The sequence below is a fragment of the Halovenus salina genome (genome assembly GCF_026410925.1).
GTDB classification, from domain to species: Archaea; Halobacteriota; Halobacteria; order Halobacteriales; family Haloarculaceae; genus Halovenus; species Halovenus salina.
The window spans coordinates 968,555-986,286 of the sequence record NZ_CP112972.1; the positions used below are offsets into that span (position 1 = coordinate 968,555).

The 17,732-nt window shown below is 57.5% G+C and carries 16 protein-coding genes and 2 pseudogenes; 7 read left to right on the top strand and 11 right to left on the bottom strand.

Features of this window, described 5'->3' with window-relative positions; translation table 11 throughout:
* The first annotated feature begins 72 nt into the window (after positions 1-72).
* On the top strand, positions 73-1,482 hold the full coding sequence (locus OSC37_RS04880; protein WP_267163479.1) for a class II fumarate hydratase: 1,410 nt from the start codon (positions 73-75) through the stop codon (positions 1,480-1,482).
* A gap of 52 nt (positions 1,483-1,534) precedes the next feature.
* Here the strand turns inward: OSC37_RS04880 and OSC37_RS04885 are convergent, their stop codons facing one another.
* Positions 1,535-1,933, bottom strand: a complete 399-nt coding sequence (locus OSC37_RS04885; RefSeq protein WP_267163480.1) for a hypothetical protein — start codon at positions 1,931-1,933, stop codon at positions 1,535-1,537.
* A 117-nt stretch (positions 1,934-2,050) separates the two neighbouring features.
* On the opposite strand from OSC37_RS04885, the gene OSC37_RS04890 reads away from it, so the two are divergent.
* The 3 genes from OSC37_RS04890 (at position 2,051) to OSC37_RS04900 (ending at position 3,661) form a co-directional block, all read left to right on the top strand.
* Positions 2,051-2,443, top strand: coding sequence for a hypothetical protein (locus OSC37_RS04890; RefSeq protein ID WP_267163481.1), 393 nt, complete (start codon positions 2,051-2,053; stop codon positions 2,441-2,443).
* A gap of 67 nt (positions 2,444-2,510) precedes the next feature.
* Positions 2,511-3,248 (top strand): NRDE family protein, encoded by a 738-nt coding sequence (locus OSC37_RS04895; protein ID WP_267163482.1) that lies wholly within the window; start codon positions 2,511-2,513, stop codon positions 3,246-3,248.
* A gap of 62 nt (positions 3,249-3,310) precedes the next feature.
* Positions 3,311-3,661 carry a helix-turn-helix transcriptional regulator gene (locus tag OSC37_RS04900; RefSeq protein ID WP_267163483.1) on the top strand — a complete coding sequence of 117 codons (351 nt, stop codon included), beginning with the start codon at positions 3,311-3,313 and terminating at the stop codon, positions 3,659-3,661.
* Position 3,662: 1 nt separating this feature from the next.
* Here the strand turns inward: OSC37_RS04900 and ygfZ are convergent, their stop codons facing one another.
* The 5 genes from ygfZ to OSC37_RS04925 are packed head-to-tail and all read right to left on the bottom strand — an operon-like array spanning position 3,663 to position 8,650.
* On the bottom strand, positions 3,663-4,757 hold the full coding sequence (gene ygfZ / locus OSC37_RS04905) for a CAF17-like 4Fe-4S cluster assembly/insertion protein YgfZ (RefSeq protein ID WP_267163484.1): 1,095 nt from the start codon (positions 4,755-4,757) through the stop codon (positions 3,663-3,665).
* A gap of 4 nt (positions 4,758-4,761) precedes the next feature.
* Positions 4,762-5,727, bottom strand: a complete 966-nt coding sequence (locus tag OSC37_RS04910) for a PfkB family carbohydrate kinase (protein ID WP_267163485.1) — start codon at positions 5,725-5,727, stop codon at positions 4,762-4,764.
* Between the two features lie 41 nt (positions 5,728-5,768).
* Complete coding sequence (locus tag OSC37_RS04915) at positions 5,769-6,506, bottom strand: hypothetical protein (protein ID WP_267163486.1); 738 nt, start codon at positions 6,504-6,506, stop codon at positions 5,769-5,771.
* A gap of 47 nt (positions 6,507-6,553) precedes the next feature.
* Positions 6,554-8,083 (bottom strand): amidohydrolase, encoded by a 1,530-nt coding sequence (locus OSC37_RS04920; RefSeq protein WP_267163487.1) that lies wholly within the window; start codon positions 8,081-8,083, stop codon positions 6,554-6,556.
* Between the two features lie 57 nt (positions 8,084-8,140).
* Positions 8,141-8,650 carry a macro domain-containing protein gene (locus OSC37_RS04925; RefSeq protein WP_267163488.1) on the bottom strand — a complete coding sequence of 170 codons (510 nt, stop codon included), beginning with the start codon at positions 8,648-8,650 and terminating at the stop codon, positions 8,141-8,143.
* Between the two features lie 109 nt (positions 8,651-8,759).
* Here OSC37_RS04925 and secF point away from each other — a divergent pair, with 109 nt between their 5' ends.
* The 3 genes from secF to OSC37_RS04940 all read left to right on the top strand — a co-directional run bounded on the left by secF (position 8,760) and on the right by OSC37_RS04940 (position 13,300).
* Entirely contained in the window at positions 8,760-9,629 is an 870-nt protein-coding gene (gene secF, locus OSC37_RS04930) for a protein translocase subunit SecF (RefSeq protein WP_267163489.1), read from the top strand.
* On the top strand, positions 9,626-11,224 hold the full coding sequence (locus tag OSC37_RS04935) for a preprotein translocase subunit SecD (protein ID WP_267163490.1): 1,599 nt from the start codon (positions 9,626-9,628) through the stop codon (positions 11,222-11,224). The genes secF and OSC37_RS04935 overlap by 4 nt, the downstream gene beginning before the upstream one ends.
* Before the next feature lie 285 nt (positions 11,225-11,509).
* On the top strand, positions 11,510-13,300 hold the full coding sequence (locus tag OSC37_RS04940; protein ID WP_267163491.1) for an ABC transporter ATP-binding protein: 1,791 nt from the start codon (positions 11,510-11,512) through the stop codon (positions 13,298-13,300).
* Positions 13,301-13,900: 600 nt separating this feature from the next.
* On the opposite strand, the gene OSC37_RS04945 is transcribed toward OSC37_RS04940, so the two are convergent.
* From OSC37_RS04945 to OSC37_RS18935, 5 genes and pseudogenes are all read right to left on the bottom strand, one after another.
* Complete coding sequence (locus tag OSC37_RS04945) at positions 13,901-15,160, bottom strand: glycosyltransferase family protein (RefSeq protein ID WP_267163492.1); 1,260 nt, start codon at positions 15,158-15,160, stop codon at positions 13,901-13,903.
* 10 nt (positions 15,161-15,170) lie between these two features.
* Positions 15,171-16,184: a class I SAM-dependent methyltransferase gene (locus OSC37_RS04950; RefSeq protein ID WP_267163493.1), complete on the bottom strand. Its 1,014-nt coding sequence runs from the start codon at positions 16,182-16,184 to the stop codon at positions 15,171-15,173.
* Between the two features lie 186 nt (positions 16,185-16,370).
* A pseudogene (locus OSC37_RS04955) lies at positions 16,371-16,733 on the bottom strand (transposase); the annotation flags it as partial.
* Between the two features lie 213 nt (positions 16,734-16,946).
* On the bottom strand, positions 16,947-17,096 hold the full coding sequence (locus OSC37_RS04960) for a hypothetical protein (protein ID WP_267163494.1): 150 nt from the start codon (positions 17,094-17,096) through the stop codon (positions 16,947-16,949).
* A gap of 171 nt (positions 17,097-17,267) precedes the next feature.
* Positions 17,268-17,660, bottom strand: a pseudogene (locus OSC37_RS18935) (hypothetical protein); the annotation flags it as partial.
* Positions 17,661-17,732: the final 72 nt, after the last annotated feature.

A 17,732-nucleotide genomic window follows, 5' to 3' on the forward strand; every position in this document is an offset into this window, starting at 1 on the left:
GAATCAACACTGATAATCGACTGCAGCCAGTATCAGAACGCTTTACGCGGGGGGCAACGAACGTCCGACTGTATGACTGACGACGACTTTCGCACGGAACGAGACAGTCTCGGCGAGATGCAGGTGCCTGCCGACGCCTACTGGGGAGCACAGACCCAGCGTGCAGTCGAGAACTTCCCGGTCAGCGACGCGACCTTCGGCCGGCGGTTCATCCGCGCACTCGGCATCGTAAAGAAAGCCGCCGCACAGGCAAACAACGACCTCGGCCTCATCGAGGAGGAGACGGCCGGACATATCGTCGAGGCCGCCAACGAGGTCATCGCCGGCGAGCACGACGACCAGTTCCCCGTCGACATCTTCCAGACCGGCTCGGGCACCTCCTCAAACATGAACGCAAATGAGGTTATCGCCAACCGCGCGACCGAGCTCGCGGGCGGCGAAATCGGGAGCCGCGATATCCACCCTAACGACCACGTCAACTACGGCCAGTCGAGCAACGACGTGATTCCGACGGCGATGCACGTCGCCGCGCTGGAGGCCGTCGAGAACGACGTGTTGCCTGCCCTGGAGACACTCCACGAGGAGTTGGCTGCCAAGGAAGATGCGTTCGAGGACGTTGTCAAGACGGGCCGGACCCATCTCCAGGACGCGACACCCGTCACGCTGGGCCAAGAGTTCGGCGGCTACCGGACCCAGATAGCGAAAGGCATCACGCGGGTCAAGGACAGTCGCAACCACCTCTCCGAGCTCGCACTCGGCGGTACCGCCACCGGAACCGGGCTGAACACGCACCCAGAGTTCCCGTGGCGCGCTGCCGAGTATATCTCTGAGGAGACGAACATCTCCTTCCGGGAGGCCGACAACCACTTCGAGGCACAGGCCGCCCACGACGCCATGAACGAGGCCCACGGTGCCCTCCGGACCGTTGCCGGCAGCCTCAACAAGATTGCAAACGACCTCCGGCTGCTAGCCTCTGGTCCACGAAACGGTCTAGGCGAGGTTGAACAGCCAGAGAACCAGCCAGGCTCCTCGATTATGCCCGGCAAAATCAACCCCGTCGTCGCTGAATCGGTCAATCAGGTCCACAAGCAGGTAGTGGGCAACGACGCCGCGGTCGCCGCCGGCGCGGCTGAGGGGCAGATTGACCTCAACCTCTACAAGCCAGTGCTGGCCTACAACTTCCTCCAGTCCGCCAAAATAATCGCAAACAGCAGCGAGGTCTTCGCCGAGCGCTTTGTCGCCAAGCTCGAAGCCAACCGCGAGCACTGCGCGGATAAAGTCGAACAGAGTATGGCGCTGGCAACGGCGCTCAACCCCGCCATCGGCTACGACAAGGCCAGCGAGGTCGCAAAGACCGCCCTCAAGGAAGGAAAGACCGTCCGCGAGGTGGCAGTCGAGAAGGGCTATCTGACCGAAGAGGAGGCGGACGAGGTACTCGACCCCGCGAAGATGACCGACCGCGTCATTCTCGGCGACGACTAACCGCCGGCAGCTCTGCGAGCGCGTTACGCGTCTCCTACTGCGTCAGTGACCGCTAATCCGCCAGCTCCTCATTATCTGTGACCTGCTGACAGCGTTCGACCCACGCCGCTTCGAACGTTTCTGGTTCGACGACCCGCCCTTGGAGATCGGCGATCGTCTCGACGCCCTCCTCACGACACCACGAGATGCAGGCGCGATACACTTCGAAGTCGTATTTCTCTCGAACGTCTGGGTCTCGCTCGACTGGAAGGTGGTCTTCACCGGCGAGGTAGGCCGCAAATGCCCGCGTGTGGCCGTCGGCAAGATACCACTCGCTCTCGTGTTCGAAAACCGGCAATGGTCCGTACGCCGGGTCGTCGAAGTCGAACCACGCCAGTACGTCTGTGAGCTTCCCACTGGAGAGATACAGCTGAGTGGGACGAACGTCACAGAGTGCCAGGTCCCGTGACATCGTAGAGAGGTTCGGACAGCAGGAGTCTAAGCGCATCGACTCGTCAAGAATATAATCACCAGCACCAGACCCTGTAAAACAATAACAAACATATAGACTGCATACGTCGTCGTCGGTATGGAGTATTTCGACTCCAGTTTTGCGACCGTGCAGTACGACGAACAGACCGGGGCAGTAATTGGGGAGCTACGCGAGTTTGTCAAGGGGGAATCGTTCCGCGAATATATGGATGCGATAATCGAGGCGATTGCCGACCAGTCGGCGACAAAAGTCATCGCAGACACGAGTTCTTTTGACGCGGCCCTCACCGAAGACGACCAGGTGTGGTCTGTCCAGGACTGGGCACCACGGGCCGAGGATGCCGGCCTCGAGACGATGGCACTCGTGATGCCCGAGTCCATCCTTGCGAAGATGAGCGTCGACAAGATAATCGAGATGACCGAAGACGAAATTACACGCAAAGTCTTCAGCGACCGCGAAGCGGCCGAGAGGTGGATTCAGGCACAGTGAACGCAGACGGCAGTTTTCGGCCTGGTCGACCAGTCGGTTTTAGTCTGGCCCAGTCGTACCCTTTTCCGTGTGTACACTCACTTTCGCCTGGCAGGTCTTCGAGGACGCGCCGTTGCTCGTGGCAGCAAACCGTGACGAGGTTCTCGACAGGCCCTCGGCTCCGCCACAGCGCCGCGACTGGGAGGTGCCCGTCGTCGCACCGGAAGACACCCGCGCGGGCGGCACCTGGCTGGGGTACAACGAACACGGCGTCGTCGTCGCCATCACGAACCGCTGGCTCGACGCTGACATTGAGGGCGAGCGCTCGCGTGGCCTGCTCGTCAGAGACGCCCTCGGAGCCGAGAGCGCAGAGGCAGCCGTCAGAACCGTCGAGCGCGAACTCGACGAGCGTACCTACGATGGGTTCAATCTGGTCGCAGCAGACCCAGCGGCCGCAGTGCTCGTCGAATCGGGACACAAGCGGCGCGTGAGAGCGCTCTCACCGGGCGTTCACGTCGTTGTCAACGTCGGAGCCGACGGCGCGTACGCGGTCCCGGGGCACAGACAGGACACCGGCGAACAGCAGGCGAAAAATGCCGACGCAGTCCGGAGGACGCTTCGACCAGAGCCGGGCGAGCAGCCGGGAAACTGGCTCGACCGAGCGGCGGCGGTGCTCGGTGACCACGAGTACGGCGTCTGTGTTCACAGCGACGGATTCGGGACCAAAAGCGCCTCACTGCTGTGGCTCGGCGACGAACGTCGTTACGAGTTCGCCGACGGTCCACCCTGTGAGACCGAATTCGAACGCGTAGCCGACGAAGTGTGACCGGTCGCGGGAAACAGCGAACCGAAGCTACTATTGAACTAGCGCAGTGACATAACGTACATATGAGCACCACATCCGCGGAGGAGAAACTCGACGAAGACGAGCGTCGAGGACTGGCACTCATCCGGGAGACTGGCGGGATCCACCAGAGCAACTTCTGGAAGGAACTCGATGTGTCCTCGCGCAAGGGGAGTCGCATCGTCGACACACTCTCTGAGAAAGACCTCATCAACCGCGACGAGACCGTCTACGAGGGGCACAACACGTACTACCTCTCGCCGACCGCGAAGGACCTGGATTTCTCGCTGCTGATGGCCGGTGACATGCTCTCGCCGTTCGTCGGTGACGAGGAAGTCAACCCACAGAGCGACCTGTTCTCGCAGTGGGTCATGAACCTGGCCTACGAGGAGTAGCTTACGGCTCGGGGAGTCGTGCCGACTGTTCAGAGCCTTTGACGAACGGTAATTCAATAGCAGTCGCGGCGACGTCCTTGTCCTCGACTCGGACGGTCAGCGCCGCGTCCTCCTCGATTTTCTCGCCGACTGCTCTGTCGACCAGCGCGAGTGCAAACGGCACATCGCGGAGCGGACTCTCGACCGTGCGCGTTATCTCGCCGACGTTTTCGTCGCCGTCAAACACCGCTGCCTCCGTGTCAGCGAGTTCCTCCGTAAGGAGCCCAATGAGTCGCTTTGTCGGCTCGCCGCGGTTCTCGACCCGTGAAACGACCTCCTGGCCGACGAAACAGCCCTTGTCGTAGTCGACGGCGTTGGCGAGTCCAAGGTTGTTCGGGACGCCGCCGTCGAGTTCCGTCTCAAACAGCGGCGTGCCCGCCTCTATTGTGAGCGACTCCCAGGTGCGGTAGCCAAACGGTGCGGCGTTCTGGCCGCGGTTGACCAGGGTATCGAAGACATAGAGCGCATCGTCCGCCTCCGCGACGACGTGATATCCTTCTTCGCCGGCAATGCCGTCCATCCGGATGACGGTCACGCCAACGTCGGCCATCGACCCGCGGACGAACGTCAGCGGCTCGCGGGGCGTCTCTGCCGAAATGACACTCGCGATTTTCTCGGTTGCCTTGGGTCCGTGGACGCCGAAGTAGCCGAAGTCGTCGGTGACATCCTCGACCTCGACGTCTTGGATAAACGTCTTCTCGCTCCAGTCCTCGGCCACCGCCCCGCCGTTGCCCGGCGGCAGGAAAATCAGGAGACGTTCGCCGGCGTTGAAGATGTACATATCGGTTCGAATCCGGCCCTGTGGCGTCAACAACAGCGCATAGACACCGTGACCGTCGGCGTCGGGAACGGTGTTCGAGACGGCGTTGTCGACGAAATCGAGGCGGTCCTCGCCGGTCACCGCCAAGATGTCGTCGGCATACTCGATGACTCCCGACGCGTTCCGAACAGCTCGATGTGACCGCTCTGGCCGGCCGTAGTCGGCGACGGCCTCGCGGCCGCCACGCGTTTCAAATCTCGCCCCGTGGTCGTCGTGAACATCTGTGAGTAGCGTCATCCCGTTATCGTGACTGTTCGTCCACCTGCTCCGTTAGTGATTCGATTTCCGCACCGTCGACGCTGAGGAACGGACCAGGAACCGTCTTGGCGAAGACACTACTGGCGACAGCCACACTCAGGGCGCGCGCCGCGTCTGACCCCTGGACAAGTTCGTGGAGCAACCCACCCGTGAATGCACTCGATTCCCCCATCGGGTCGACAGTCTCGGTCTCGATTGCGGTCCGCTCGTGGACGACGTTGGTCCCAGGGGTGTCGTGCAGCGCGATTGCGCTGCCGTCGGCACGTCTGATGACTACCATCTGGAGATCGTATATCGCCGAGAGCGTGTTCGTCAGCTCACGCGGCGAGCCGGTCTCCCCCAGCACTTCGACGACGGCATCTTCGGTCGTGATGAGGACATCGACCTCGTCAGCGAGCCCCTCGAATGCCCGTTTGAACGACTCGGAAGAGGCAAGTCCTGGCGTGTAGTCGAGTTCGACCGCAGTGACGGTTCCGCTGCCGGCGCTCGCACGCAGTATCGCCTCGGCAGTGTCGGCGGCCGCCGAAGAGAGTACCGCCGAACTCACCGCGGTGTAGACGAGTGAGGCGTCTTGCATCCGCTCTATTGGGAACTCGCCCGGCTGTGCAGACGCGAGCGCGGTGTCGTCTCGGTCGTACCAGTATCTGCTCTCGCGGGGCGGTGCAGCCGCTTCTCGAAAGGAGAGGCCCTGCCGGTAGCTGTCGTCGGTCCAGGTGACCGCTGTCTCGACACCGGTAGCTGCAATCTGGCGGGTGACATTGCGCCCGATAGCGGTGTCTGGTACCTTGCTGACCCAGGCTGTGTCGGTACCGAGTGACGAGGCTGCGATGGCCGCGTTGCTCTCGGTTCCATCGGCATACACCTCAAGCGTCTCCGTCATCTCGACACGCCCGTGTTCCGGCGGAGACAGTCGAACCGGCGTCTCTCCAAACGTAACAAGTCCGTCCATACCAGCTTATGAACACCGAGGGGCTTAATCGTCGGGGAAAGTCACATCCGCTTGCCGCTGGAGTCGTCCGACTCGTCCTCGGTGTCGTCGACGACATCGGTGACGGTCTCCTCGACGGCCTGCTCGACGGTGTCTTCAACAGCCTGCTCAACGGTATCTTCAACAGTTTCTTCGACGCTATCCTCGACACTCTCTTCGACAGCCTGTTCGACCGTATGCTCCACCGTCTCCTCAACGCTATCTTCGACTGTCCCCTCCACGGCCTCTTCGACGGACTCTTCGACGCTATCCTCGACTGTCTCCTCGACAGCCTGTTCGACGGTGTCTTCGACGGTCTCTTCGACGCTATCCTCGACTGTCTCCTCGACAGCCTGCTCAACAGTGGCTCCGACTGATTCCTCGACGGTATGTTGCATCTGCTCCGAAACAGTCTCCTCGACGGTTTCGCCGACAGTCTCCTCAACCGTGCGTTCGACCTCCTTGCCGACCGACTCCTGAACAGCATCGTCGACCTGGTCGCCGACAGCGTCTTCGACGGTCTGTTCGACGGTTTCGTCGACGCTTTTCTCGACGGTCTCCTGGACCGTCTGGGTCATCCACTCGGGGTCGAACCGCGCCATCTTCCAGACGACGTGGATGACATACGAGAGCAACACACCGATGCCGAAGGCGATGCCGATTCCCTGTGGACCGAACAGCATCACGACAACCGCCCCGAAAATCAGCCCCCCGTAGGTGAGGTCGACGAGCGCATCGACACGCACCGGATTCACGTTCATACCACTACAAACGACCCCGGTCTTTAATCGTCTACTGGTCTGTCTGCCTACTCGCGGTCGTCGTAGACAGTTTCGCCGTCAACGACGGTTAGCGCCACATCGATGTCGGCGATGTCGTTGCTCTCCCAGGGCGACTCGTCGAGCACCGCGAAATCGGCACAGTTGCCGGTCTCGATTGTTCCCAAACGGTCCTCGTCGAAGCCAGCGTACGCTCCCCCAGCCGTGTACGCCCGCAACGCCTCCGTGACCGATAGCGACTGTGCCGCCGTCGGGCCGTCGACGACCTGTGCGACGCCAAACAACGGGTCCATCGGCATGCAGTCACTGCCGAATGCGAGGGTTGCACCCTCCTCAAGAAGCGTCCCAAAGCGGTTCGAGGCTTCCCGACGTTCGTCGCCGAGGCGGTCGGTGTACAGCCCTCCGGACCGTGCCCACTTGAGGAAGTTTGGCTGTGCCGAGACGACTACATCCTCGCGTGCAAGTCGGTCGATGAGGTCGTCTCTGAGCACCTCTGCGTGTTCGATGCGGTGGCGCTCGCCGTCTGTCCCCTCGTAGACGTCGAGAGTGGCCTCGATTGCGCTGTCGCCGATGGCGTGGACTGTCATCTGGAGGCCGGCGTCGTCGACCCGTTCGACCAGGTTCTGGACCGTCTCCGGGTCGACGACCCAGGAGCCGTCTTCCTCGGGCGCGTCGGCGTACGGCGTCGAGAGCTTCGCGGTCCTGCCGCCGATGCTCCCGTCGGTGAACGTCTTGATACCGCCAACTCGAACGCGGTCGGTCCCGTGGTTCGTCCGGAGGCCGGTCTCGATGACCGCATCGAGGTGGTCGCTCCAGTAGTTGATGCGGACGCGAACGGAGAGCTCCCCATCTTGGTCGAGTTCGCGGTAGACGCGCGGCGCCGGCGAGTTGCGGACCATATCGTGGACGCCGGTGATGCCGAGGCTGTTCGCTTCCGCCTGCGCGGCGAGCAGGTACTCTCGCATCCCCTCCGGGCCGGGCGCGGTCTCCTCGCGAAGGACATCAAGTGCGTCCTCAACGACGACCCCGGTCGGTTCGCCGTCGTCAGTGTGAACGTCGTCTGCCGGCATCTGGTCCAGATATTCGTCGAGGACGACGCTGTTGACCGATGCGAGATGGAGGTCCTCGCGGTAGGCGACGACGGGCCGGTCTGTGCTGACGCTGTCTAGCTGGTCGCGGGTGAGATAGTCGCCACCCCACGCGCTCTCGTCGTAGCCGAAGCCGAGAATCCAGCCCTCGCTTTCATCACGCTGGTCGGCCAGCAGGTCGAGACAGGCTTCCGGCTCTGTCGTTCCCGAAAGGTCGGCCTCGGCGACGTACCTTCCGACGATGTCCATGTGCGTGTGCGCGTCGATGAATCCCGGGAGAAGCGTCTGTCCCTCCAGGTCGATGACCTCCGTCTCGACGCCGTTGAGGAACTCGACTTCGTAGGCCGAGTCGACGCGGACGATAGTTCCCTCTCGGACGGCGACAGCCTCGGCGGTCGGCTCGCCGCTGTCTTCGGCTGTGAGCGGGTGGACGGCCGCGTTCGTGAAAATGCGGTCAGCAGCCTGGGTCATGGTATCCACACCGACCGCGAGCGCGTTAACGGTTTGGGAAAAAGGCGATCCTGCTGGTCACTCGTTGGAGACAGCCTCGACGGCAGCGATGATTGTCTCGTACTCCTCCTCTGCGTACGCGATGAACCGAACGTCGGTGAGCGTCTCTGGATTGTAGTCGTGGATTGTCTCGGCGATGATGCGTGCACCATCTCGGAGGTCGAACCCGGCGACCCCACAGCCAAGCGCCGGCACGACGAGCGACTCGGCACCCAGTTCGTCGGCTCGTTCCAGCGTGTTCTGTGTCGCGTTCGCGATGCTGTCGGCGGTTGCCTGGCCGTCGCCGTAATGTGGCATCGCGGCGGCGTGGATCACGTACTCGGCGTCGAGTCCGTAGGGGTCGGTGACGGCCACCTCTCCCAACTCGACTGGGCCCTTCGACATCGCCGCCTCGTTGAGTTGTTCGCCGCCGGCACGACGGAGTGCGCCGGCAACGCCCGACCCCATCTGGAGACTCGTTCCCGCTGCGTTGACCAGTGCGTCTGCGGACTGCTGTGCGATATCTCCCTGGATGACCTCAACGTGCATGTACGTCCCACCTACGAGAGAGTTCGTCAAAATAGTAGCGCCGGAGATTCCCCCACTGCGAGAGGGCCATACAAAAAGGCTTATTCACCACGGTGTAAGAGCACTTTCCATGGGACGTATCGATGTCGAGAGAGTCCCCTATGAGGACTACTCTAACCGCCAGCTAATCGCCGTGCCACTGGCGATTCTCGCGGTCGCTATTGGGGTGTTGGCCCTCGCATATCTACTCACAGGGACGCCGGTCGCATTGGGCTTTGATTTCACAGGCGGAACGTCGATTCAGTTCACCGCCGACGACGCCTCGGCGGATGACATCCGTGGGCAGCTCTCCGGGTTCGAGACCGAGTCTGTTCGGTCGATTGGCTTCGAGAGCGACTACGAGGTCGAGACCCAGCTTGAACAGACCGCCGAGATGGAGTCGGTCATCGAGCAGGAGTACGGCGACGACGCCATACAGTCTGTCGAGACGCGCTCGGCACAGTTCGGAAGTGATACCCAGCGCGAGGCGCTGCTCGGTGTCGCTATCGCGTTCGTCGGGATGTCAGTTCTCGTTGCGGTCATCTTCCGTTCGCTGGTGCCGAGCCTGGCTGTGGTCGCCTCGGCCTTCTCTGATATCGTGGTTCCGCTCGCGTTGATGCGCGTGTTCGGTATCGAGCTGAGTCTGGGTGCTGTGGCCGCGCTGTTGATGATTATCGGATACAGTGTCGACTCAGATATTCTGTTGAACAACCACATTCTGAAGCGCCACGGTGAGTTCTACGAGAGTGCCTACCGGGCAATGCGGACGGGTGTCTCGATGACGCTTACGTCGCTGTCGGCGATGATCACGATGGCTGTCGTCTCCCGACTGCTCGGGATTCCACTGCTCGATGACGTTGCGCTCATTCTGACCTTCGGGCTGGCTACCGACCTGCTGAACACCTACATGCTCAACATAAGTCTACTTCGCTGGTACAAGTACGAAGGGGTGAAACGATGATAGATATCAGAGACAACTGGCGAGTACTGTTGTTACTCGGCCTGTGCCTGCTCGCCGCACTCGCGCTGTTTGGACCCCTCGGCGCAGCCTCCGGTGATACGGGCATCAACGAGAGCGACCAGCAGGTCACTGACCCGACAAACCTCCAGTACGGCCTCGAACTCTCCGGCGGAACTCGCATCCGTGGCGTCTTGGAGGGACAGGTCGCTACGGATATAGACATCGGGAGTGAGAACCCATCAACCGTCGAACGGGACATGGCCGACGAGCTGGAAACCGACGGTATCAACGTCACGGTCCGCCAGCGTGGTCCCGACCGCGCTGATATTGAGGTGTTCGACGTCACGGTAACTGCCGACGAATTTGCCAGTGCACTCTCTGCAATTGGTATCGACGCCACTACTGGTGATATCGAGGAGGGAACCACTTCGGAGACCCGGAGCGAAGCTGTCGACACGATTGCCGAGCGTATCGACAGAACCGGGCTCGGTGGCTCCAGTGTCACGACCGTCAGTTCTGCAACAGGTGAGAACTTCATCGTCGTCGAAGTACCCGGTGAAGACCGCGAGACAGTCAAAGAGCTCATCGGTGACCCAGGACGGGTCCAGGTCATCGCCGGCTACCCTGTCAGGACTGACAACGGCACCGAGCTACAGACCGAAGAGATTCTGACCGGCGAAGACTTCACGAACATCTCGCCAGCAGAGCGTCCGGGCGACCGGAACCCGCTGCCACGAGTTCCGGTGTCACTCACCGACGACGCCGGGCAGCGGTATGCCGACCTGATGCAAGAGGCCGGCTTCACCGGCGAAGGAATCGGTGTCTGTGACTTCAACGCGACTGCCCACGACGGCCCGCGTGAGGGACAGTGGTGTCTCTACACCGTCGTCGATGGCGAGTACGTCTACGGCGCAAGTATGGGAGACCGCCTTGCCGAGACTATCAACTCCGGTGACTTCCGGACGAACCCGTCGTTCCTGCTACAGACACAGTCCTTCGAAGAGGCACAACAGCTGGAGGTTAATCTCCGGGCCGGCGCGCTCCCGACGAACCTGACTATCGAGTCATCGAGTTTCATCTCGCCGAGTCTGGCACAGAAGTTCAAGCCGCTCGCGCTGATAACGGGCATCGCCGCCTGGATTTCGGTCGCGCTCGTTGTCTATGTCTGGTATCGCGATGTCCGTGTCGCCGTGCCGATGTTCCTCACGGCCTCCAGTGAGGTATTCCTATTGCTTGGCTTCGCCGCATCCTTCGGGATGGCACTCGACCTCTCGCACATCGCAGGGTTGATCGCCGTCATCGGAACGGGACTGGACGACCTCATCATCATGGCAGACGAGATCTTACAACGCAAGGAGAAGGTCCAGACCGGCCGGGTGTTCCAGAGCCGGTTCCGGAAGGCCTTCTGGGTCATCGGGATGGCCGCCGCGACGACCATCATCGCGATGAGCCCCCTTGCTGTGTTGAGTCTCGGCGACTTGCAAGGGTTCGCTATCATCACCATCATCGGTGTGCTCATCGGGGTGTTCATCACTCGGCCGGCCTACGGTGACGTACTCCGGACGCTGATGCTTGACGACGTCGACCGGTCTTAAAAAATCGTTCAAGAACCCTCCGACGGAGCAAAGATCATAAGCACGACATTCATTTGTGAATATTAGCGATGAAGTGTTTGTTATGACCGCTTATAAAAAGAAACTAATCTTGATGCACTTGTGTGTCCATCGCAGATAGTTTACTGATTGGTACGGAAAGCCGCCATACTTGTCTGATGTCGGCCTTGGGTAGACATTCCATTGCCCAGGTGGAGGTTAAACTGACAATGTCGGAAGCCAAAACACTACGTTTTTAATCCTCCGACTGAAATCTGCCGTAGATTCATGGGCGAAAATCCCGATATATCTTGGCGCGAGAAGGGACAGGCCCTACTTCGCGTCGCGAAGTACCGCCCAGAATTTACCGCCGCGATTGTCGTCCTGGGTGGTGTCGTAGCCTTCCTCGAAGGAATCGGCCTGAGTTTCATCTACCCAATCATGGAGGTCGCCCAGGGTGGTGAAGTTGAGGCCCAGGATACGATCATGTCCGCGTTCCTGTCGGCGTACGACTTTTTCGGGATTCCGTTCACACTGGGCTTTCTGATCATCGGGATTGCGGGTGTGATGACAGTCCGGTTTACGTCGTCATTTCTCGTGGCTTGGCTGCGGGCGATTTTGCGAAAAGAGTACGAGCGCGACTTGCGGACGAAGACGTTCAGTCTGGCGCTGGATGCTCGGATCAGGTACTTCGACAATCACGGCTCGGACGACATCCTGAACGCGATTATCACCGAAACGCGTTACTCGAGTCGAGTGATCCGGGGTGCCGTCGTGTCGCTGGAAACCCTCGCGCTCACGCTGGTATATCTCTCTATCATGTTCTACATCGCGCCGATGATGACGGTATTTGCGCTCGGGTTGCTAGGTGGAATTACCCTCTTCATGCGATACGTCATCGAACCTGCGTACACCGCGGGGACGCGGGTCGCCGAAGCTAACGAACGCGTCCACCAGTCGGTCCAGGCCGGGACGCAGGGTATTCGCGATGTGAAACTATTTACTCTTGCTGGAGAGGTGCTCGATACGTTTCGGGAATCGATCCGGGAGTACACCGAATCAGAGATTGATCTCAAGCGGAACGAGGCAGCGCTACAGAACTTCTACGACCTCGCCGCTGCGCTGTCGCTGTTCGTGTTGATCTACGTCGGATTCACGTTCTCGGCACTTTCGCTCGGGGCGCTCGGGATCTTCCTGTTTGCGATGTTCCGGCTGTCTCCGTTGGTGAGTCGGCTAAACGGTAAGGTCTACGATCTAGAAGGGAATCTCTCGCATCTCGTTCGCACACAGGAGTTCGTCGACGAACTGGCAGCCCAGAATGAATCAGACGGCACGCGGTCGATTGATAAAATCGAGCATGTGGAGTTTGAAGACATCCAATTCTCGTATAACGAGGAGGAGAAAGTACTCCGGAGGCTCTCCTTCGAAGTCGAGAAAGGGGAATTCATCGGCTTCGTCGGTCGGTCCGGCGCAGGAAAGTCGACGGTCGTCTCGTTGCTGGCGCGGATGTACCGACCCGATCGCGGCGAGATTCGGGCAAACGGCGTGCCAATCGAGAGATTTGATCTGAATGAGTGGCGCTCTCGGATCGCGTTCGTCCGCCAGAAACCCTTCATTTTCGACGACACTCTGGAGAGAAACGTGACGATTGGCGATCGGGGTGCGACGCGTCAGGAAGTAAAGCGGGTGTGTGAAATCGCGAGGGTCGACGAGTTCTTAGACGATTTGCCGAATGGATACGATTCACAATTGGGCGACGACGGGGTTCGGTTGTCCGGCGGGCAGCGCCAGCGTGTCGCGTTGGCGCGGGCACTGTTGAAGGATGCCGACTTTCTGGTGTTGGATGAAGCGACTAGCGACTTGGACTCGAATCTAGAACGGGAAGTGCAGGCGGCTATCGAGGCAATGGATAGAGATTACGCAATCGTGACAATTGCGCACCGACTGTCGACGGTGGAAAATGCCGATCGGATCTACACGCTCGACGATGGTGAGATTATAGAGGAAGGATCGCACGGAGAGTTATTGAACGACGACGGGGAGTACGCGAAGTTGTATGCGGTTCAATATGGAACATAGGAGCGCAACATCCAATAGGCCGATAATATCGATCTGTCGAATAGCGGTATTCTCATAGAGTGCAACATCTCTGTGTGGTTATGAGCGTCTGCCACCAGTCGTCGCAGATCGGCGGGAACTGCTATCCGCGTCCAGAGGCCGCTATTCACCTATGGAAACGCTGCTACCTAGACAAACAACCGTTTTCGACAAAATAGTTGTGCCGTCCCGAACTCTGCGGTTCTCCCAACCGGAAGGCGGCCGATATCTTCAGGCGGTGGCGGTCGCGGTCTGGCGATAGCTGTGGCTAACGCTGGCCCCGACCGGCCACTGAGGGCCGCCGGGTAGGCGGCCCTCAGCTCCCTCATCTACGCACATCGAGGTTGACACCCAAGAAACGGATGATATAAAACGGGTTTTAGAACGGCTTCCCGAACTGGATACCGATCAAATCTTCGACGGGACGTACCCTCTGGAGGAGTACGAATCCGCCTGGAGGGCCCCACGGAATCAAGAGCAACTCCCTGTACTCTCAGTTCACGGTGACGTAGCACCCGGGAACGCCCGCCAGCCGACCTCAGATTGATCGCACACGACGTACGGACCAATACGCTCGAATGTCTACGCCGATTGCTCGCCTGTAGCTTCCCTTTCGATGAACTCGGCCCAGGCGTCAAGTACCGACCCGGTCGAATTGGTGATCATTTCCTCGACGAACTGCCGGCGGTCCGCCTCGTTGTAGAACCCGGACGTTCCCTGCTCCAGTAAATCGTGGATTGCCCGATAGACCTCCTCCTTACTCCGCATATCCGCGTTTGGAAAGTAGTCTGCCAGGATAGTGTGATTTGCGTGTGTATATTCGAGTGCCAGGACAGGCTTTCCTTTCATAACGGGTTCGAACGCGATTGTAGTCCCCAAGCTCAGGAAGATGTCTCCCCAGTCAATGAGCGATACCGATTCGATATCATCTACAATCGAAACACTGTCAAGATCAGATGCTACCGAGGAGTCGAGCAGTTTTTTTCGAGGGTGTTCTTTGACGATAGTTGTCACCCCTGGAAATGCATTTACCAAATCAAGGGTTGCTTCTACTTCCCGTGTGGAAACAAAGAATTCCCCGGGTCGAAGAAAAAACACAATATTCAGAGCCTCGGTTTCATCGAGTTGTGAGGAAGGTGTGATATCATCAAGCACATCAAGCCACTCCAGATTGTACCTTGGGGATCCAAGAACTTTCACCTGATTATTGGTGCAGTATCCCTCAATTCGACTAGCAGTCTCTTTATTTGGGAATAGAGCATAATCGTGTTTCAACATGTTCTCGTAGTTGCTATACCCGATTTTGGCGGGCGTTTTTCGCTCTTGGAAGTTTCGATTCTCTCCAACAAACTCGTTGAATACTTTGTACGTTTCCAGTCGATTCACGAACGGACTGTCTCCATGCGGGAAGACCACAGTTGTGAGATCCTCCCGTTCAGCCAACCTATTTGTTTGGTTTCCTTTTCCCATTGTCCAGTCAAACAATACTACAGAGTAATTGTGAAGATCTATCCCTGATGGAATTGGACCAGTTTTTTTCCTGTATTTATTGTAAAATAGTTGGAATATTTTAGTCGGAACTTTCCGCCCGGCTTGCTTGAGGTAACTCCACATTATCTGGTCTATTGACGTTTGGTCACCTGAACTCCCTCCTGTCCCGTAAACCGAAATGTTGTCATACTCTGATACGGCGTTGATTCGGTAATCATCGGTGGAAGTGTTTTTGAGCAAAACGTCAACAGAGACCCTCCCCCGTCGACCAAGTTTGTACAGAACAGGGGACATTTGATCGATCTCATTATGATTCCTCAGCAGAAACAAGATAGATACATCACGGGTCATATGCATTCTATTATTTGATAGCTTGGACAATGTATGCCTGTTGATTTTTGTTATCCGATAGTATTCGCGAAACGGACCCCAGCTCATTGACTATTTCACGAAAGCCCACATTGTCATTACGAATTGATGATAAGTAGGATTGTATGGTCCGAAGATTCGGTATCGTTTCTACTTCTTCTGTAAAGGAAAGTTCGTCAGCAGCGACCCAGCCGAACTTCGTTAACCCGTCGTCCGAAGGCCGCCAGTCCGCAATACAAACCGTACCATCCTGTTCAGTGCGGGTTTTTAGCTTTACTCCAGCATCTAGGGTTGTTTTCTTTTCCGCGAGTTGGTAGTCCTCATAAACCACCACTGGAGACTGTAACTGTACGTACGGATGAACGTGAACGTTACTTTCCCGCTTCTGTATTGTGACATCACTGAAACCGAGCGTGTTACGGAGCACATGTCTCACAGTAGATTTGTTCATCAGCCACCGCTGTTGATACGCGGAACTCTCGTTTCCGTACATCTTGATTTCGGGGAACTGATTGTGTGAACCGCTTAGAGCGAGGGTCAACACCAGCGTATCATCGGTGACCGAGGCTAGCCGTTTTAGACTCCACAAGGGATAGTTTGTCCAGGATACGACAGACATACAGAGTGTAATATCGTACGTTCCGATGTTGCCTGGGTGGAGCTCTAGAATATCTCGACGTTCGGAACTGACCGAAGAATCAAGATACTCGTGGGCCAAATCGAACCCTGTTTTGTCAGGTGTGTTCGGATATTCTGATCCGTCAATTTCATCTGTATCCCATATGTCTGTAGCCAATACCGTCTCGGCACCTCTCCGCTCTGCTTCAAACGAGTACATTCCATCGTACGCACCGACTTCTAAAAATGACTTACCAGACAAATCTTCAGGAAGTCCAAGGGCCTCCCATCTGAGACTGTGCGTTCCTGGAGTGATTTTATTGTCCTCGAATCTGATTCGTTGTCTCCAGTGAGGGTAGTTGTATAAGTCCTCTTGAGTGACCATCATTACTGTCGTTCGAATCTGATGGTAAAAAAAGCCATCGTGGCTCAAGGAGAACAACCAAGTGAATGGTCAAATCTTGGACAGCCTTCTGTTGCGATCCAAACAATACGAGCTGTAACAGAGCAGTGTTCAAATAAGAATGATTGATGAATTGATGGGCAGTGGTGAATCGCCAGACAGAGCTTGATTTCACCGTTTCAGAGATTGCATGATGCTATGAACCACACACATTAGGACGAGTTCGCGGAATTCGCCGTACCAAGATCGCGCGCGCACGGCGTCGCCGAGCGTACGCTTGATCGTGAGAAGACGGTTTCGCACATTGCTCGTTAATGATATCGAGGCCCATCGATCACGCACACAACGCGCAGATCGATAGGCCGGAACTCAATGTTTGATTAGCGGTCTTACGCCTTCTTCGCGGAGTTTCTCGCGTAAATCCATCCAATTGTAGCCTTTGTCAGCAGCGAGGCTGCCGAGGTCGCCCACGTTGCAGAGGGCGACCTGCCAGCCGAGTTGTGTATCGTGACGTTTCTCAGTCGTACAATGAATTATAAATCGCTTGGCCATTCGTCTTTATTTAAGGTCTGAACCGCAATACAGCGACGGGATTAGACAGCAGAAATGAGCCTTCTATTCACCAACCACAACGGTGATACTAATCCTCTCAGCCTGTGATTTCCAATAACGCTCTAAGAAGTCCGTGCACTCGGTGCACGGACTTCTCTACGAGTTAAATCGTTTTCTGTTGCGGATAACCAGCTCTCACGTCTTTTTAATTCTCTCTTCATCACTTTGGAAATATGCTGCGATGATCGCTTCAACGATCTCGGAGCGGTTGGCTCCGAGATCTGCGCACTCCTCAACAAGGAGATCGATCTTATCAGCGAGTTCAGTCTGGACGGAGACGCCCAATTCTTGTTCGAGTCATATTCTAAGACGGTCTTAGAAATGCGTGCACCGAGTGCACAGTAAGCTTAACGCTTTATTCTAACAATACTTAAACCATTGTCAATTCTTATCTCCTGCTCTACTTACATACTGACTAAATCGTACCGCAGTCTTTCGATCTCTTAACTAAAGACGAATAATCGCTTGGCTTTCTGTATCGACGAGAGCTGTTGTTTTGAGCGTCTGAATCCGGTAATTCGTCCGACGGCAGTAGTGTTTGCTAGCGTTTTCGCGGTCAAAAAACGTCGCGTCGATAGCAGCGTGACCGGATGGGTCGTGCAGCTGCGCCGACAGACGCAGCAGCACTCGCTAGTGCTCCTAAAAACTTATTGAAGAACTCAACTCACGAGCATGCCACAGAGTAGTTGTTGGTGCTGTTGCGTGGGGCCGGTTGTTCAAAATCTTCTATGAGGTACTGTAGAGTGCTGTCTTGATCCTATCAAACCACTTCACTAGCGTCGAGTGATGCGGGAGATCGGCCGGTTCAAGGCCGATCCCGGCGAGTATTTGTGGCTTCTCGTTCAGCAAACTCTAAGTCGATCTGGTCGATATTACCGTTGAGACGGGTGTTTTTGACATGGGAACTCAAAAGCGCTCCGC

Bases quoted from the DNA above. Each gene is read 5' to 3' on its own strand.
- OSC37_RS04890 (WP_267163481.1), top strand. From the start codon at position 2,051: ATGGAGTATTTCGACTCCAGTTTTGCGACCGTGCAGTACGACGAACAG.
- OSC37_RS04880 (WP_267163479.1), top strand. From the start codon at position 73: ATGACTGACGACGACTTTCGCACGGAACGAGACAGTCTCGGCGAGATG.
- OSC37_RS04940 (WP_267163491.1), top strand. From the start codon at position 11,510: ATGGGCGAAAATCCCGATATATCTTGGCGCGAGAAGGGACAGGCCCTA.
- OSC37_RS04915 (WP_267163486.1), bottom strand. From the start codon at position 6,506: ATGAACGTGAATCCGGTGCGTGTCGATGCGCTCGTCGACCTCACCTAC.
- ygfZ (WP_267163484.1), bottom strand. From the start codon at position 4,757: ATGACGCTACTCACAGATGTTCACGACGACCACGGGGCGAGATTTGAA.
- secF (WP_267163489.1), top strand. From the start codon at position 8,760: ATGGGACGTATCGATGTCGAGAGAGTCCCCTATGAGGACTACTCTAAC.
- OSC37_RS04910 (WP_267163485.1), bottom strand. From the start codon at position 5,727: ATGGACGGACTTGTTACGTTTGGAGAGACGCCGGTTCGACTGTCTCCG.
- OSC37_RS04920 (WP_267163487.1), bottom strand. From the start codon at position 8,083: ATGACCCAGGCTGCTGACCGCATTTTCACGAACGCGGCCGTCCACCCG.
- OSC37_RS04925 (WP_267163488.1), bottom strand. From the start codon at position 8,650: ATGCACGTTGAGGTCATCCAGGGAGATATCGCACAGCAGTCCGCAGAC.
- OSC37_RS04945 (WP_267163492.1), bottom strand. From the start codon at position 15,160: ATGACCCGTGATGTATCTATCTTGTTTCTGCTGAGGAATCATAATGAG.
- OSC37_RS04900 (WP_267163483.1), top strand. From the start codon at position 3,311: ATGAGCACCACATCCGCGGAGGAGAAACTCGACGAAGACGAGCGTCGA.
- OSC37_RS04935 (WP_267163490.1), top strand. From the start codon at position 9,626: ATGATAGATATCAGAGACAACTGGCGAGTACTGTTGTTACTCGGCCTG.
- OSC37_RS04950 (WP_267163493.1), bottom strand. From the start codon at position 16,184: ATGATGGTCACTCAAGAGGACTTATACAACTACCCTCACTGGAGACAA.
- OSC37_RS04885 (WP_267163480.1), bottom strand. From the start codon at position 1,933: ATGTCACGGGACCTGGCACTCTGTGACGTTCGTCCCACTCAGCTGTAT.